13 protein-coding genes and 1 rRNA gene are annotated in these 16065 nt (G+C 46.0%); 8 read left to right on the top strand and 6 right to left on the bottom strand.

Annotated elements, in window-relative coordinates:
* Window positions 1–60: 60 nt before the first annotated feature.
* The 4 genes from recG to gmk form a co-directional block, all read right to left on the bottom strand.
* A complete protein-coding gene (recG, locus tag AACQ42_RS04910; RefSeq protein WP_094166035.1) occupies window positions 61–2139 on the bottom strand; it encodes an ATP-dependent DNA helicase RecG in 2079 nt (692 codons plus the stop codon).
* A 207-nt stretch (window positions 2140–2346) separates the two neighbouring features.
* Window positions 2347–4467: a bifunctional GTP diphosphokinase/guanosine-3',5'-bis pyrophosphate 3'-pyrophosphohydrolase gene (spoT, locus tag AACQ42_RS04905; protein WP_017045712.1), complete on the bottom strand. Its 2121-nt coding sequence runs from the start codon at window positions 4465–4467 to the stop codon at window positions 2347–2349.
* 39 nt (window positions 4468–4506) lie between these two features.
* Window positions 4507–4779: a DNA-directed RNA polymerase subunit omega gene (rpoZ, locus tag AACQ42_RS04900; RefSeq protein ID WP_013855406.1), complete on the bottom strand. Its 273-nt coding sequence runs from the start codon at window positions 4777–4779 to the stop codon at window positions 4507–4509.
* 103 nt (window positions 4780–4882) lie between these two features.
* Window positions 4883–5506: a guanylate kinase gene (gene gmk, locus AACQ42_RS04895; protein WP_017044367.1), complete on the bottom strand. Its 624-nt coding sequence runs from the start codon at window positions 5504–5506 to the stop codon at window positions 4883–4885.
* Window positions 5507–5897: 391 nt separating this feature from the next.
* Here gmk and AACQ42_RS04890 point away from each other — a divergent pair, with 391 nt between their 5' ends.
* On the top strand, window positions 5898–6572 hold the full coding sequence (locus tag AACQ42_RS04890) for a 7-cyano-7-deazaguanine/7-aminomethyl-7-deazaguanine transporter (protein ID WP_026028324.1): 675 nt from the start codon (window positions 5898–5900) through the stop codon (window positions 6570–6572).
* 105 nt (window positions 6573–6677) lie between these two features.
* Here AACQ42_RS04890 and gppA read toward each other — a convergent pair whose 3' ends face one another.
* Both gppA and rhlB read right to left on the bottom strand, forming a co-directional pair.
* A complete protein-coding gene (gppA, locus tag AACQ42_RS04885) occupies window positions 6678–8171 on the bottom strand; it encodes a guanosine-5'-triphosphate,3'-diphosphate diphosphatase (RefSeq protein ID WP_094166034.1) in 1494 nt (497 codons plus the stop codon).
* Between the two features lie 7 nt (window positions 8172–8178).
* The gene (gene rhlB / locus AACQ42_RS04880) at window positions 8179–9489 is read right to left on the bottom strand and encodes an ATP-dependent RNA helicase RhlB (protein ID WP_026027733.1); all 1311 of its coding nucleotides are present in this window, start codon (window positions 9487–9489) and stop codon (window positions 8179–8181) included.
* A gap of 111 nt (window positions 9490–9600) precedes the next feature.
* Here rhlB and trxA point away from each other — a divergent pair, with 111 nt between their 5' ends.
* The 7 genes from trxA to AACQ42_RS04845 all read left to right on the top strand — a co-directional run.
* Window positions 9601–9927: a thioredoxin TrxA gene (trxA, locus tag AACQ42_RS04875; protein WP_010319293.1), complete on the top strand. Its 327-nt coding sequence runs from the start codon at window positions 9601–9603 to the stop codon at window positions 9925–9927.
* A 199-nt stretch (window positions 9928–10126) separates the two neighbouring features.
* Window positions 10127–11386 carry a transcription termination factor Rho gene (gene rho, locus AACQ42_RS04870; protein ID WP_010319292.1) on the top strand — a complete coding sequence of 420 codons (1260 nt, stop codon included), beginning with the start codon at window positions 10127–10129 and terminating at the stop codon, window positions 11384–11386.
* 108 nt (window positions 11387–11494) lie between these two features.
* Entirely contained in the window at window positions 11495–12490 is a 996-nt protein-coding gene (locus AACQ42_RS04865) for a hypothetical protein (protein WP_017045715.1), read from the top strand.
* Window positions 12491–12567: 77 nt separating this feature from the next.
* Window positions 12568–14424 carry a 4-hydroxy-3-polyprenylbenzoate decarboxylase gene (gene ubiD, locus AACQ42_RS04860; RefSeq protein ID WP_029189858.1) on the top strand — a complete coding sequence of 619 codons (1857 nt, stop codon included), beginning with the start codon at window positions 12568–12570 and terminating at the stop codon, window positions 14422–14424.
* Window positions 14421–14690, top strand: a complete 270-nt coding sequence (locus AACQ42_RS04855) for a 2Fe-2S iron-sulfur cluster-binding protein (protein ID WP_094166033.1) — start codon at window positions 14421–14423, stop codon at window positions 14688–14690. The genes ubiD and AACQ42_RS04855 overlap by 4 nt, the downstream gene beginning before the upstream one ends.
* 14 nt (window positions 14691–14704) lie before the next feature.
* A complete protein-coding gene (gene fre / locus AACQ42_RS04850) occupies window positions 14705–15412 on the top strand; it encodes an NAD(P)H-flavin reductase (protein ID WP_017044373.1) in 708 nt (235 codons plus the stop codon).
* Between the two features lie 540 nt (window positions 15413–15952).
* Window positions 15953–16065 (top strand): 16S ribosomal RNA (locus AACQ42_RS04845); the annotation flags it as partial.

The raw sequence follows: 16065 nt of genomic DNA, 5'->3' as shown, positions 1-16065 counted from the left end.
GCAAGAAAGCAAACGTTTGCTTTGCTGTGTAAGGGAGAGGGGAATACAGAACGAACAATCTTATGCTTTGGCGTAGATGTCCTTCTCTCCTAACCAGCGATCGATAATGGCGGTCGCGTGGCTTGGATAATGGTCGTGTAAGTAGCGAGCAATGCGCTGTACTTCAGGAATTAAACCTTGGTCACGGACTAAATCCGCAATTTTGAAATCCGCGAGGCCGGTCTGTTTGGTACCAAGCAACTCACCCGGACCGCGAATTTCTAAGTCTCGCTGAGCAATTACGAAACCGTCATTGCTCTCACGCAGTACACCCAAGCGTTTTTGCGCGGTTTTCGATAGTGGTGCATGGTAGAGCAATACGCAATGGCTGGCGACAGAGCCTCGACCTACGCGGCCGCGTAATTGGTGCAACTGCGCTAAGCCCAACCGTTCAGGGTTTTCGATGATCATCAAGCTCGCATTCGGCACGTCAACGCCAACCTCAATCACCGTTGTGGCAACCAGCAAGTGCAGTTCATTGTTTTTAAAGGCTTGCATCACCGCTTGTTTTTCGCTTGGCTTCATTCGGCCATGCACCAAACCGATTTTGACATCGGGCAGAGTGCGTTGTAGTTCTTGCGCTGTGTCGGCGGCGGCTTGCGCTTCTAGCACCTCAGACTCATCAATCAAAGTACAGACCCAATAAGCCTGTTTTCCTTCACTCAAACAGGCATGACGTACGCGCTCGACGATATCATCACGCTTTGTATCTGGGATTGCGACAGTTTGAATGGGCGTTCGTCCCGGTGGCAGTTCATCAATAACGGAGGTTTCTAAATCAGCGTAAGCAGTCATCGCTAAAGTTCGTGGGATCGGCGTTGCGGTCATGATCAACTGGTGCGGATACGCGCCTTGCTTCGCTCCTTTCTCACGCAGTTCTAAACGCTGGTGGACGCCAAAGCGGTGTTGTTCATCAATGATGACGAGCGCAAGGTGATGAAATTCAACTTGTTCTTGAAAAAGAGCGTGAGTACCCACTATCATTTTTGCCTCACCGTTGGCAATGCGAGCCAGTTCTGTTTCTTTCGCTTTGCCTTTTAATTTACCCGCCAGCCAGCCGACTTGGATGCCCATTGCTTCAAACCAGTTGGCAAAGTTAATCGCGTGCTGCTCGGCCAGCAATTCCGTCGGTGCCATTAATGCTACTTGATAGCCATGTTCGATAGCTCGTGCGGCGGCTAATGCAGCGACCAAGGTTTTCCCTGAGCCCACATCACCTTGTACTAAACGCATCATGGGGTGAGCTTGTGCCAGATCGGCTTCGATCTCTGTCACAACACGTGTTTGTGCTTTAGTGGGAGAGAAAGGCAGTTGTGCAAGCAGTTGTTGTTTGAGTTTGCCTGACCCAGCCAGTGGCAATGCGATATCTTGCTGGCCTTGATGGCGCACAGCCAGCATGGAGAGGTTTTGCGCCAACAGCTCTTCCATAATTAGGCGAACCTGCGCCGGATGTTTCCCCTCATCAAACAGTTGCAGGTTAATGCCCGGTGGCGGCCGGTGAATGATGTGCAGCGCTTCAGAGAGCGTAATTTGGTGATCATATAACCCAGCAGGTAGCAGTTCTTGTACGGCGGCTTTGTCGAGTAAACTTAATGCTTGATCAGTAAGTGTGCGTAGCGTGAGTTGGCGCAGGCCATCGGTTGTTGGGTAAACGGGTGTTAAGTTAGCTTCGACATCTGGCTGTTGCTGAGGAGCATAAAATTTATAATCAGGATGAACAATTTCAAGGCCGAATCCACCACGCTTAATTTCACCGTAAGCGTGCACTAACTTACCTTCAGCAAAATTGTTTTTCATCCCAGCCGTAAAGTTAAAAAAACGCAGCGTAATGGTGCCGTTACCATCGCTTATTTTTACTGTGAGCATTTTGCGTTTGCCAAAAACCGTATCCACCGCCATGACTTTACCTTGCACGGCGGCCCAAAGCCCGGGATGCAATTTAGCAATAGGGTAGATCCGTGTGCGGTCCTCATAACGTAAAGGGAGATGGAACAGCAGATCTTGCACACTGATTAAGCCAACCTTTTCCAGTTTTTCAGCCACTTTAGCGCCCACGCCAGAGAGTGAGGTGAGAGGAATCGCGGACAGTAGCTGTGACATAACAGGGCTCATTAACAGTATCGTTATCTATTATTCAACCATCGAACTGTTTTTTTGTACAGCATAAAATCATGTAATGGTCGATAAGCGGCAGACCATCGGTTAATTTGAATAGTGACGCCTAAAATGCAAGATGGGGGTAGGGTGTCGGAAAATAAAAAACCCCATGAGTGGTTAGCCGCAAGGGGTTTTATTTATTTGGATAGTTTAATTTTTCCGGCGTCGCACTTTCAGTGCATGAGGCATCACACGAATTTTTTTCATGATGTTTGCTAAGTGAATGCGATCTTTGGTGGTCAGCAGCACAGTGACAGTATACAAACGTCCATCACGCTCCTCGGTGGAGAGGCCATGAATGTTGGAACCTGTTTTCGAGATTACATTCGTCAGTTCCGCTAACGCACCTTGGTGGTTTTGCATGTCCACTTTCAGTTCGGTGATGAACTCTTGGTCGTAATCTTTAGACCACTCAACCGCCATGTAACGATCCGGCTCTTTTTGGTAGCCACGAACATTAGGGCAGGTTTCACGATGCACCACTAAACCACGACCCGGAGATACATGCGCAATGATGTGATCGTCTGGGATGGGGTGGCAGCAGTTAGCAAACGTGAGCAAAATACCTTCAGCGCCGCGGATCGGCAGTTTCTTTTTCGGTTTGCCATCATTGCTTTCCACTTCGGTCAGCTCATCAGCATCGCCAAGCAGACGACGCGCAATGACAATACTCATCAGTTCGCCTAAACCAATCGCGGCCAGCAGATCATCGACCGTGGCCATTTTAAGCTCACCAATCACATGCTTAATGTTCTCGTCACTGATGTCACTGAGTGAAAGATCACCCAGCGCGTGATTGAGCAAACGTCTACCAAGTGTGATCGATTCCTCACGGCGCATGGTTTTAAGCACTTGACGTATCTTAGTACGAGCGCGAGACGTGACCACATAGTTGAGCCAAGCGGCATTAGGGCGAGCCCCAGGTGCGCTGATGATTTCAATCGTTTGGCCGTTTTTCAGTGATTTACTTAACGGATAAGGGTTTCGATCAACACGAGCTCCAACACAGGTATTACCGACATCGGTGTGTACCGCGTAGGCAAAATCAACCGCAGTTGCCCCGACAGGCAGCTCAACGATGCGGCCTTTGGGGGTGAAGACGTAGATTTCATCAGGGAAAAGATCCGACTTAACGTTCTCAATAAACTCAAACGAGTTGCCAGCGCTTTGTTGTAGCTCAAGTAGGCTTTGCATCCAGCGCTGTGCTTTAATTTGCGCGGTGGTGCCAGTGCGTTCGCCATTACCTTTGTAAGACCAATGAGCAGCCACGCCTTTGTCGGCCATCTGTTCCATGTCTTCAGTGCGGATCTGCACTTCAACTGGGACGCCGTGTGGGCCGACCATCGAGGTATGCAAAGATTGGTAGCCGTTCGCTTTGGGCACGGCGATGTAATCTTTCATACGTCCCGGGCGAGGTTTGTACAAGCTATGAACTTGGCCTAATGCACGGTAACAGGTATCTGCAGTGTCGACCACGACTCGAAAAGCGTAGATGTCCATAATAGTGTGAAAGCGCTGCTCTTTGGTTTTCATCTTGTTATAGATGGAGAACAGGTTCTTTTCACGGCCGACCACGCGTGCTTTCAAACCGAAATCTTGCAAGCGGCCTTCAATTTCACTGTGGATGCGTTGGATCATCTCTTTGCGGTTACCGCGAGCGGATCTTACCACTTCTTTCAATACGCGATAACGATTTGGGTACAATGCTTCAAAGCCAAGCTCTTCTAGCTCAGTTTTGATGTTATGAATCCCTAAGCGGTGAGCAAGAGGCGCGTAAATCTCTAACGTTTCACGGGCAATACGGCGCTTTTTATCCGGGCGCAATGCGCCAAGGGTACGCATATTGTGTGTGCGGTCAGCAAGTTTGATGAGAATAACGCGAATGTCTTGCACCATTGCCAGCACCATCTTACGAAAGTTCTCGGCTTGGGCTTCTTTACGATCACGAAATTTCAACTTGTCGAGTTTAGAAACCCCGTCCACCAATTCCGCCACGGCGTGACCAAATTGCGCTTCAAGATCGTCTTTAGTGACATCGCAATCTTCGATGACATCATGTAATAACGCTGCTTGTAGTGTTTCCAAATCAAGGCGCATATCAGCCAAAATTCGAGAAACCGCAACTGGGTGAATGATGTAAGGTTCGCCGCTAGAACGGGTTTGCCCTTCATGGGCTTCACGTGCGACCACATAAGATTGACGCAGAGCCTCAATTTGAGGCTCTGTTAGGTATTCTTGGACAACGTCTTTAAGGCTATCAAATAGATACAAATTATAGGCCCGGAAGGTTGTTGAATTTGAATGGCAGAATTAACGGTTGTGAGCGATGCTGCTTACGGCGGCCAATTCTGCGGCTTCTTGCTCTTTCTGCTCTTGGCGCTCACGAGCATCAAGCACATCTTTCGTGATAAGACCTTCTTCGATTTCGCGCAGAGCGATAACGGTTGGCTTATCGTTCTCTTCTGGCACCAATGAATCTTTACCGCCAGTTTGCATTTGACGAGCGCGGCGAGCCGCAATCAGAACTAGGTCGAAACGATTGCCCACTTTTTCAACAGCGTCTTGAACAGTTACGCGTGCCATGAGAACTCCAAATAGTTAACTAAAAATTTTTAAATGACGAGAAAGTATACAGTCTAATCTTTGTTTATACTAGCGATAGACTTTGCCTTGTTTGAGCGGGTGATTATTCCGCCAGTAGCGCGTTGAGCATGCTGTTATATTTAGCAGCTTGCTTGTCTTGCTTCAATCGTTCAGCACGTAAAATAGCTCTGAAATCCATTAATGCCACATCGAAATCATCATTTATGATGACATAGTCGTATTCGGTGTAATGCGAGATTTCAGCTTGAGCTTCATTCATACGTTTAGCAATGACGGCTTCACTGTCTTGACCACGAGCATTCAAGCGGCGTTCCAATTCTTCTTTTGAAGGAGGAAGGATAAACACACTTTTTGCATCCGGCATTTTGTCGCGTATTTGACGCGCGCCTTGCCAGTCAATATCAAGAAAAACGTCAATGCCTTTGTTGAGGTTATTTTCAATCCATACCTTAGAGGTGCCGTAGTAGTTGCCAAATACTTCAGCATGTTCGAGAAATTCACCTTTAGTAATCAACTCTTCAAACAGCTCTTTTTGTACAAAATGGTAATGAACACCATCTTGTTCGCCCGGGCGCATGCCGCGTGTGGTATGTGAAACAGAGACTTTCATCGCATAGGTTGGGTTGGTTTCCAACATCGCAGAGATCAAGCTTGATTTGCCTGCACCACTGGGTGCAGAGACGATATAAAGAGTACCTTTGCCCATCTGTTCTGTTCCACGTTAGGTTAGGATTGAATACTGATATTTGCGTCTATCAGCATGTTAAAAGATAGCACTGACCCAGAGAGTTTCATCCTAGAAAATGAAAATAAGGCCAGAAAAAATGGAGGCGAAGAGTAGCACGTTCCCATGGATGTCTACAACAAAAAGGTCGGCCTTTAGCTGTGAAAGGGGAATTTTAAAACGGTGATATTTTCTTCAATGGGTAAACGTTTGCTCTTATTTCAAGGCTTGTCGAGGGGGTTTATTGCTGTATAATCGCCCGCCGCTAAGCTCGTGATTTGAATATGAACGCGTGTTAGGCCTATAAATTAATGCAAGACTAATTCTTCGATTTGGGTTCCCTCGCCCCCAAAACAAACTAAAAAGGTACACAATGAGTTACTTTACCCTTGCGCAGCAGCGCAAAGCTTTGGCACTTTTAGTGCTATTTCATTTGATCATTATCGCATCAAGCAATTATCTGGTTCAGTTGCCCTTTACTGTCTTCGGTTTACATACCACTTGGGGCGCATTTACTTTCCCATTCATTTTTCTGGCAACGGATCTCACTGTACGCATTTTTGGTGCAGCGTTGGCCCGTAAAATCATTTTCTTAGTGATGTTACCGGCTTTGATTGTTTCTTATGCACTCTCGGTACTATTTTTTGAAGGTCAATTCCAAGGGCTTGCTCAGCTTCATGAGTTTAATCTGTTTGTTGCGCGTATTGCGATTGCCAGTTTTATGGCGTATTTGCTAGGGCAAATTATGGATGTGCATGTGTTTAATCGTCTGCGCCAGATGAAGCAGTGGTGGGTTGCGCCAACATGTTCTACGTTATTTGGTAATGCATTAGACACGGTCGCTTTTTTTGCGATTGCTTTCTATCAAAGCCCCGATCCATTCATGGCTGAACATTGGACCGAAATTGCCTTGGTCGATTATGGTTTTAAACTGGTGATCAGTTTAGGCCTGTTTGTGCCGATGTACGGTGTGCTGCTCAATTACTTGATCCGGAAGCTGACAGCGGTCAACCCTGATTTTCGAACCGTTGGGATCAATGCTCAGTAGTTGAAATGTTCAGTAGTGGAGTAGCAAGCTATTATACTAGGAAGATAGAAAATCAAAGCCCGAGCAAGTGCTGCTCGGGCTTTTTTATGTGTCTGCATCTTATAACTATGATGGGTCGATAATGAGTGGCCAACCAATGTCGCTTTGACGGTTTGCTTCAATATCCAGCTCGGCGGTGGTGAGAGGATTGGCCGCTAACCATTTGGCGGATAACCGAAGAGTCAGTTGGTCACCTTGAGCTTGCAGTGTAAATTTAGGCTGTAGTGCCTCGTTACGACGATGGCTGAGCAATACGGCAAGGCGCAGTAAACGTAACACCCGTTTGGCGCTGTTGCCCGACAGAGCGTACTGCTCTGGCAATGAAGAGAGCTGCTCGCGATAACGACGAGCAATTTCGCCTAGAAAGTGTTTCTGTGCACGGGTATAGCCGGGTAAGTCGAGGTTTTGTAACAGGTAGGCGCTGTGTTCACCGCCTTTTTTTAAATCAATCGCTAACCCTATTTCATGCAATTGTGCAGCGGTAGTGAGCAGCATTTCAGCTTGCGGTTCCGCAATCCAATCTTCCCCCCCACACTGTTTGAGCAGCGATTGGGCAAGTTGAGCCACTTGCTTGGCGTAGTCAACATCAATTTGATATCGCACCTGAACGCTATTGATGGTACGCGTTCGAATGTCATCTTGGCGCAGCTCTTCGACCATTTCATACACTAAGCCTTCACGCAATGCGCCGCCAGCTAAAGTCATCGATTCAATCTCGAGCAGTTCAAAGATGGCAATTAAAATCGATAGGCCACTTGGGAAAACTAACGCTCGCTCTAAAGTTAAGCCTTCAATATCAAGCTCTTCCAAGTGATCGGCGAGCATCGCTTGTTTTTGCAAGCGTTTTAGTTTGGTATGAGTGATCACCTCATCCATCCCTTGCGCCAGCATAATCTCTTGCAACGCTTGTACTGTGCCACTGGCACCCACGCACACATCCCAACCTAACTGTGTGTACTGCTCAAGGATAGGCGCTAACGTCTGTTTTGCCGCATCGATCGCTCGATTAAAGTTAGCCGCGTTAAGCTGTCTGTCTTTAAAATGGCGCTCAAGCCAAGTGACGCAGCCCATTTTTAAACTGGTTAACGCTTTGGCATCGAACCCTTCACCAATGATGAGTTCAGTACTGGCCCCACCAATATCGACAACCAAGCGTCGTCCTAAGCCACCTGAAGTGTGCGCCACTCCTTTATAGATAGTGGCCGCCTCTTCTTCACCGGAAATAACCTGAATTGGGTGGCCGAGTATTTGGTTGGCTTGAGTTAAAAACAGCTCAACGTTGGTGGCTGTACGCAGTGTGGCAGTGCCAACAATACGGATATTGCTGGCGGGTACATCTTGCAGTCGTTCCGCAAATAAACTGAGGCAGTCCCATCCTCGCTGCATCGCTTCTTGGCTAAGAGCGTTGTTATCATCTAACCCGGCGGCCAAGCGTACTTTGCGCTTTATTTTGGCCATCGTTTGTACACTGCCATCAATATGACGCACGATGAGCATATGAAAACTGTTCGACCCAAGGTCGATGGCAGCGTAGAGCGGCGAGGAGACGGCTTTACTCATAAATGGATTACGAACCCTTATTACTTTGATGCGGTTGACGTGGGCGACGACTTTGTGGCTTACGGTTGCCAGTACGAGGGCCATTGTTATTAGTGCGGCGCTGCTGAGGATTACGAGAACGCAGACGAATTGGCGGTGGTAAGTCTTCAATCAACGCCGATGCATCGTAATCAGAAACAGGAACTGCGTGCCCGGTATACTCTTCAATCGCGGTTAGGTTAATGGCGTACTCTTCACAGGCAAAACTAATCGAATGACCACTCTCTCCTGCTCGACCTGTACGACCAATACGGTGCACGTAGTCTTCACAGTCATCAGGTAAGTCGTAGTTGAATACGTGTGTGACTTGAGGAATGTGTAAGCCTCGCGCTGCCACATCGGTTGCAACAAGAATGTCGACATCACCGGTAGTAAATTGCTCAAGGATCTTTTCACGTTTCTTCTGCGGTACATCACCCGTTAGCAGGCCGACACGGTGCCCATCTGCAGCTAAATGACCCCAAATAGAGTCGCAGCGGTGTTTTGTGTTGGCAAAAATGATGGCGCGATCTGGCCAGTCTTGTTCTATCAGTGTCTGTAATAGCGCCATCTTATGTTCGTTAGACGGGTAGAACAGCTCTTCTTGGATGCGATGGCCAGTTTTTTGTTCTGGTTCAACAACCACGTGCTCAGGGTTATGCATGTGCTCGAACGCCAATTCTTGAACGCGATAAGAAAGCGTGGCTGAAAATAGCATGTTCAGGCGTTCTTTAGGTTCAGGCATACGGCGAAACAGAAAACGAATGTCCTTGATAAAACCAAGGTCAAACATGCGATCGGCTTCATCTAGCACAACTGCTTGAATATTATTCAAGTTAAACACGTGTTGTTTGTAGAAATCGATGATACGTCCTGTTGTACCGATCAATATGTCGACACCATCTTGCAGTTTAGACAACTGCTTATCGTAGCTTTCACCACCGTAAGCCAGCGCGGCTTTGATGCCAGTGCTGGCAATCAGAGGTTCGGCGTCGTTATAAATTTGAATCGCTAACTCACGAGTCGGGGCCATAATAATGGCACGCGGCTGCGTCGGTTTTCGCCCTTCATGTTCAGGGGTTGTTAGTAAGTGGTTAAAAGTAGCAGCGAGAAACGCAAGCGTTTTACCAGTCCCTGTTTGGGCCTGGCCTGCAATGTCTTGGCCGGTGAGCAGTACCGGCAACGCCAAGGCTTGGATCGGGGTACAGTAATCGAACCCTTTTTTTTCCAATCCTTCAACAACTTGAGGATGTAATCCCAAATCGGCGAACTTTTGCTCTGTGATATGTGTCTTTTTCATCGCCATAGAATATCAGCTTAAGCTTGCAATACGAAAGTAAATACATTCCAATAGAGCATCTATTTACTGGTTAGCTTATAATCAGTGCAGAAAAACATATTGGAGTGGAAGATGAGCGATAAGATTTTGCAGCTTACAGATGATGGTTTTGAGAACGATGTAATCAAAGCTGCAGGCCCTGTTCTTGTTGATTTTTGGGCAGAATGGTGTGGTCCTTGTAAGATGATTGCGCCAATTTTGGATGAAATCGCTAGCGAGTACGAAGGCAAACTGACTATCGGTAAATTAAATATCGACCACAACGCAGGTACTCCACCTAAGTTTGGTATTCGTGGCATCCCAACCTTGCTGCTGTTCAAAAATGGCAACGTCGCTGCAACGAAAGTTGGTGCGTTATCAAAAACTCAATTGAAAGAGTTTTTGGACGCAAACCTATAACAGGTATCGCAAAGCCGTACATTTTCTGATGCACGGCTTTGTTTTTTTGAAAAGAAACAAACTCTAGACTAGGCTATTATTTAGTGCTAGTTTATCGCACGTTAATTAGACAAGTGTTCACTTCTTGGTCGATCCTGAGACCAAAATCCATCTTAACTAGAAAATAGATCCTATTTTGACTAAACAAGTATCCACCACAATGAATCTAACAGAATTGAAGAACAGACCTGTGTCTGATCTTGTGAAACTTGGTGAGAGCCTAGGCCTCGAAAACCTAGCGCGTCTAAGAAAACAAGACATCATCTTCTCCATCCTAAAAGCGCACGCAAAAAGTGGTGAAGATATATTTGGTGATGGGGTCTTGGAAATTCTTCAAGACGGTTTTGGTTTCTTACGTAGCGCCGACTGTTCATATTTAGCTGGCCCTGATGATATCTACGTATCACCAAGCCAAATTCGCCGTTTCAACTTACGCACCGGTGACTCAGTATCCGGCAAAATTCGCCCACCAAAAGAAGGCGAACGTTATTTCGCATTGTTAAAAGTTAACACCGTTAACCACGACAAACCGGATAATGCACGTAACAAGATTTTATTTGAGAACTTAACTCCACTGCATGCCAATGAACGTATGATCATGGAGCGTGGTAATGGCTCGACAGAAGACATTACGGCACGAGTTCTAGACCTTGCCTCTCCGATTGGTAAAGGCCAGCGTGGTTTGATTGTTGCTCCGCCAAAAGCGGGCAAAACCATGTTGCTACAAAATATCGCGCAAAGTATTGCTAACAACCATCCTGATTGCGTGTTGATGGTGCTACTGATTGACGAACGTCCTGAAGAAGTAACGGAAATGCAACGCCTTGTGAAAGGCGAAGTGGTTGCTTCTACGTTCGATGAGCCAGCTTCACGTCACGTACAAGTGGCAGAAATGGTGATCGAAAAAGCAAAACGTTTGGTTGAGCATAAGAAAGATGTCGTTATCCTGCTTGATTCCATCACACGTTTAGCTCGTGCTTACAACACAGTGATCCCGTCATCTGGCAAAGTATTGACTGGTGGTGTGGATGCCAACGCATTGCAACGCCCTAAGCGCTTTTTCGGTGCGGCTCGTAATGTAGAAGAAGGCGGTAGTTTAACGATTATTGCGACGGCACTGGTTGATACTGGCTCTAAAATGGATGAAGTTATCTACGAAGAGTTTAAAGGTACAGGTAACATGGAATTGCACCTTAACCGTAAAATTGCGGAAAAACGTGTCTTCCCTGCTATCGACTTCAACCGCAGCGGTACTCGTCGTGAAGAGTTGCTTACTAAACCTGATGAGTTACAAAAAATGTGGATTCTGCGTAAGATCGTTCACCCAATGAGTGAAAGTGACGCAATGGAATTCTTAATTGATAAGCTCGCGATGACGAAAACTAATGATGAGTTTTTTGATGCGATGCGCCGTCAATAATAGACGCTAAGTTTAGTATGACCAACGCCACCGTTTATCGGTGGCGTTTTTGTTTGCATTTAACCCATTAACCTTCCACAATAGGCCAAATGTTACAAGGAGGTTAAAATGCAACAAGGAATGTTGTCGTCGCTTCTCCTCTCGCTATTTTTATTTTGTGCGTGGCCAAGTGCTGCCTCTATAGAAATAACGTCTGATACAGCTCAGAAATGGCTTCAGGAAGAACAAATTCGCCATAAAAGTGCAGAGTTATTGCAGTACGCGGTACATGATGAATTTGATTCTTTGCGTTTTTCATTACAACGTTTAGCGCTATTACCGCAAGAAGCCGCACGTTTTCTGTTGCTGCAAAAAATCGAGCAGTTGGATCTCGCCATAACGCCGAATATGGTGATATTCATTGAAGAGCAGCAAGCGCTTGCACCCACTTACCAAGTTGTTGAAAAAGAACAAGGCTATGAATTCTCAACTCCAGCTTTTGACTCTTCTGCGATAGCCAGCCGTTTATTAAAGCGTTGGCGGCAAGAACAAACCATTCTCGATTTCTTGGTGAAGGCGGAGCGCCAAGAGCTAGTACTGAAAACATGGTTGTCAGGGACTCAATATCAAGTAAAAATTCGCGAAACGTTACTGATCCGCGAGTTAGATACACTATCCCCAAGTGCTTTAGCTGCGCTCACTGAGCAACTGACATCAGAGCCAGTGACCGGGTGGTTGCCTTCCACACAAGTGATGGTTCGATTAGCTCAAGTTAGTGAAGATCCTAAAATCTATAAACTCCTGTGGCTGATGCGGGTCGATTTCTCCATTCAGCAGGAACTCACACGATTAGCCAGCGTAAGCGATGAATTTGCGATAAAACAGATCATGGCCGCCAGTGAAAATCCAAGTTTAAAAGTACAAGCGATTAAGGCATTAGTTCGCATCAGCCCCATGCGTTCTGATATCCGCGACTTTCTGATAGCCAAAATGTCAATCAATGAAGAGGTCAATTTAGTGGCCACTGCTTTGGTCGAGCAAGGACACAGCCGCTGGCTAAAGGATTTACTGGTGAGTAATTCTCAGGTGAAAAGTCGTGGTATTTTGCAAGCTCTCTCTCAATAACCCTATGAAATTTGGGGATCGTTAATGGGTTGTTTTTGTTATACTGCCTGCAGTTTAATCAGCGATGTAGTAGGCCTATGAGCTTTAAGGATTTACGTGAATTTGTTGACCATCTGGAAAAAACAGGCCAACTAAAACGCATTACTTGCCCGATTGACCCTCATTATGAAATGACGGAAATTAGCGACCGCACTTTGCGTGCCGCAGGTCCTGCCTTGCTATTTGAAAACCCGATCGGTTATACGGTTCCCGTGCTCACTAACTTGTTTGGCACCGCAAAACGCGTCGCGATCGGCATGGGGCGTAAAGAGGTCCAAGAGTTAAGGGAAGTCGGCAAATTACTGGCTTATCTCAAAGAGCCCGAGCCACCACAGGGCTTCAAAGATGCTATCGATAAATTGCCTTTATTTAAGCAAGTGCTCAACATGCCAACCAAACGACTACGCAAGGCTCCTTGCCAGGAGATTGTTTGGCAGGGCAACGATGTTGACTTAGACAAAATCCCAGTGATGAGTTGTTGGGCCGATGATGTTGCTCCTCTTCTGACTTGGGGGCTGACGATCACTAAAGGGCCAAACAAGAAGCGACAAAATCTCGGGATTTATCGCCAACAGAAACTCAGTAAAAACAAAGTCATCATGCGTTGGCTGGCGCATCGTGGTGGTGCTCTAGATTTAAGAGATTGGATGGACACTCACCCCGGAGAGAATTTCCCCGTTTCAGTGGCTTTTGGTGCTGATCCTGCAACCATTTTAGGCGCGGTGACACCAGTGCCAGATACGCTTTCTGAATATGCTTTTGCGGGATTGCTACGAGGCAGTAAAACAGAAGTGGTTAAATCGCTCAGTAATGATCTAGATGTGCCTGCTAGTGCGGAAATTGTGCTGGAAGGCTACATAGATCCAAACGAATATGCTGACGAAGGGCCTTATGGTGATCACACGGGTTACTATAATGAAGTTGAAAAGCATCGTGTCTTTACGGTTACGCATATCACAATGCGCAGCAATCCTATCTACCATAGCACTTATACCGGACGCCCACCTGACGAACCAGCTGTGCTTGGTGTTGCGTTAAATGAAGTGTTTGTACCTATACTCCAAAAACAGTTCCCTGAAATCGTCGATTTCTATTTGCCGCCGGAAGGTTGTTCTTATCGAATGGCGGTGGTGACGATGAAAAAGCAATACCCTGGTCATGCAAAGCGAGTCATGATGGGAGTTTGGTCGTTCCTTCGCCAGTTTATGTACACTAAATATGTGGTGGTGTGCGATGAATCAGTCGATGCTCGTGATTGGAATTCAGTTATCAATGCAATGACAACACATATGGACCCAGTCCGAGACACTTTATTCATCGAACATACACCGATTGATTCACTTGATTTTGCCTCTCCAGTGGTGGGGCTAGGCTCCAAAATGGGCTTAGATGCTACCATTAAATGGGATGTTGAGAGTGACGGTACAAGACAACAGTCATCCCCATCAACGGCTCCTCAGATCAAAGCTGAGCATTTGGATCAGCTTAGAGCACAGCATTCTGAGATTGTTGATATCTATTTAGTGCCATTTTCTAATGATGGTTTCTTGATTGTATCCATGAACAAAGCGTTCGCTGGTCAATCTCAAGAGCTGTTAAAAAAGATATGGGCATTTTTAGAGACATTTTCAAATCTGAAGTTTGTTGTGCTCTGTGATGATGATGTGAATATCCGAGATTGGAATGATGTGATTTGGGCGATAACCACGCGCATGGATCCGTCTCGAGATACTGATCGTATAGAAGCTAATGAAGGGCAATGTTCCAAGCTCCTGCTGGATGCAACCAACAAACTCTCTGGTGAAGTTCAGCGAGAGTGGGGGACGCCAATCCAAAAAGATCACGAGGTCGTCACCAAAATAGACTCGCTCTGGGATGAGCTAGGTATTTTATGACTTATACGGTGATCTTGCTGCCGAAAGGCGATACTTTTGAAGTGCAAGACGGTACAACGGTGTTGGAAGCTGCGCTCAACAAGAACATCTCTTTTCCACACCGTTGTCAAATAGGTGCATGCGCTATGTGTATGTGCAGAAAATTAGAAGGTGTAGTGGAATATAACTTAGAACCGATGTTGACTGACGAAGAGCAGCGACAAGGTTGGATATTCCCTTGCCAAGCCTTTGCAACAAGTAACTTAGTACTTACTTTTGTAGAGTAAGCCAGAGGAAAAACATGACCACCCAATGTAAAGTAAAGTCAATTGAGCCATTAGCCTCTAATACTTATAAAATCATCCTCCAACCTGAAAGTGTTCTTGCATTTAAAGCTGGGCAATATCTCATGGTAGAAATGGGTGAGAAAGATAAACGTCCATTTTCTATCGCAAGCAGCCCTTGCCGTACTGGTGAACTAGAGTTGCACATTGGTGCCGCCGAGCACAATGCTTATGCACAGGAAGTGGTTGAGAAAATGAGAACGGCATTAAGCAACAAGGGTTTAGTCAATATAGATGCACCTCACGGTGATGCGTGGGTAAAAGAAAATGAGCGCCCTCTACTACTCATTGCTGGAGGAACAGGTTTTAGCTATGTACGCTCGATTTTAGATCACTGTATTAGCCAAAAAAAAAGTAACGCTATCTATTTGTACTGGGGAGCAAAAGACGTTTACCAACTCTATGCAAAAACAGAACTGAGTGAGATTGCTCAGCAATTTGAGAACATCCACTTTGTACCTGTTGTTGAAACGGCTGATGAAGGTTGGAATGGCAAGGTTGGCAATGTACTCCAAGCGATCAATGATGATTTCGAGTCGTTAGAAGCGTACGACATTTATATTGCAGGTCGTTTTGATATGGCTGGAGCAGCAAGAGAACAGTTTACCCAATACAAAAATGCAAAAAGCGATCACATGTTTGCTGATGCCTACGCTTTTATTTAAGATCGAGAGAGATTAAAGCCTATCAAAAGAGAGCGAAATGCTCTCTTTTGACGCTTTGTGGCTGCTATTTAAACAAAATAGATGTTTTTCTTATTTTTTATTAAAAACCGCTTGCACTCATCTTCGTTCTCCCTATAATGCCGCCTCACTGACACGGCACAGCCAGTAAGGGTTTAAGCCCAATTAGCCAGCCAATCAGTAGGTCAAATCAGTAAGACGAAATAATTTAATAAAGTGTTTGACACTTCCCATTATCTCGCTAGAATGGCCGCCTCTTCAAAGGAAGCCTCGGCAAGCCAGAGAAGAACGCTCTTTAACAATATAAACCTATCAATCTGTGTGGGCACTCGTTGATGATAATCAAAAAGATTTATCAATGAACTGAGTGACCAATCAGAATCAAGTTTACTTGATTTTGGCACAGTCAATTCATTGTTGTTCTGTTGGAACAACAATAGCTTTAAAATTACTTTTTACTTTCGAGTAAGAGCAGTTTTGAAGTCAGTATTCATTGAGCCGGTCTTAGGACCAACAAAACTTTAATTGAAGAGTTTGATCATGGCTCAGATTGAACGCTGGCGGCAGGCCTAACACATGCAAGTCGAGCGGCAGCACAGAGGAACTTGTTCCTTGGGTGGCGAGCGGCGGACGGG

Origin of the sequence: Vibrio sp. V12_P9A6T4, assembly GCF_963874835.1 — a bacterium.
Taxonomy (GTDB): Bacteria; Pseudomonadota; Gammaproteobacteria; order Enterobacterales; family Vibrionaceae; genus Vibrio; species Vibrio anguillarum.
Note: the sequence above shows the minus strand (reverse complement) of the source record. Positions and strands in the feature narration are given on the sequence as shown.

Bases quoted from the DNA above. Each gene is read 5' to 3' on its own strand.
- recG (WP_094166035.1), bottom strand. From the start codon at position 2,139: ATGTCACAGCTACTGTCCGCGATTCCTCTCACCTCACTCTCTGGCGTG.
- rpoZ (WP_013855406.1), bottom strand. From the start codon at position 4,779: ATGGCACGCGTAACTGTTCAAGACGCTGTTGAAAAAGTGGGCAATCGT.
- gmk (WP_017044367.1), bottom strand. From the start codon at position 5,506: ATGGGCAAAGGTACTCTTTATATCGTCTCTGCACCCAGTGGTGCAGGC.
- AACQ42_RS04890 (WP_026028324.1), top strand. From the start codon at position 5,898: ATGAGTTACTTTACCCTTGCGCAGCAGCGCAAAGCTTTGGCACTTTTA.
- gppA (WP_094166034.1), bottom strand. From the start codon at position 8,171: ATGAGTAAAGCCGTCTCCTCGCCGCTCTACGCTGCCATCGACCTTGGG.
- rhlB (WP_026027733.1), bottom strand. From the start codon at position 9,489: ATGAAAAAGACACATATCACAGAGCAAAAGTTCGCCGATTTGGGATTA.
- trxA (WP_010319293.1), top strand. From the start codon at position 9,601: ATGAGCGATAAGATTTTGCAGCTTACAGATGATGGTTTTGAGAACGAT.
- rho (WP_010319292.1), top strand. From the start codon at position 10,127: ATGAATCTAACAGAATTGAAGAACAGACCTGTGTCTGATCTTGTGAAA.
- AACQ42_RS04865 (WP_017045715.1), top strand. From the start codon at position 11,495: ATGCAACAAGGAATGTTGTCGTCGCTTCTCCTCTCGCTATTTTTATTT.
- ubiD (WP_029189858.1), top strand. From the start codon at position 12,568: ATGAGCTTTAAGGATTTACGTGAATTTGTTGACCATCTGGAAAAAACA.
- AACQ42_RS04855 (WP_094166033.1), top strand. From the start codon at position 14,421: ATGACTTATACGGTGATCTTGCTGCCGAAAGGCGATACTTTTGAAGTG.
- fre (WP_017044373.1), top strand. From the start codon at position 14,705: ATGACCACCCAATGTAAAGTAAAGTCAATTGAGCCATTAGCCTCTAAT.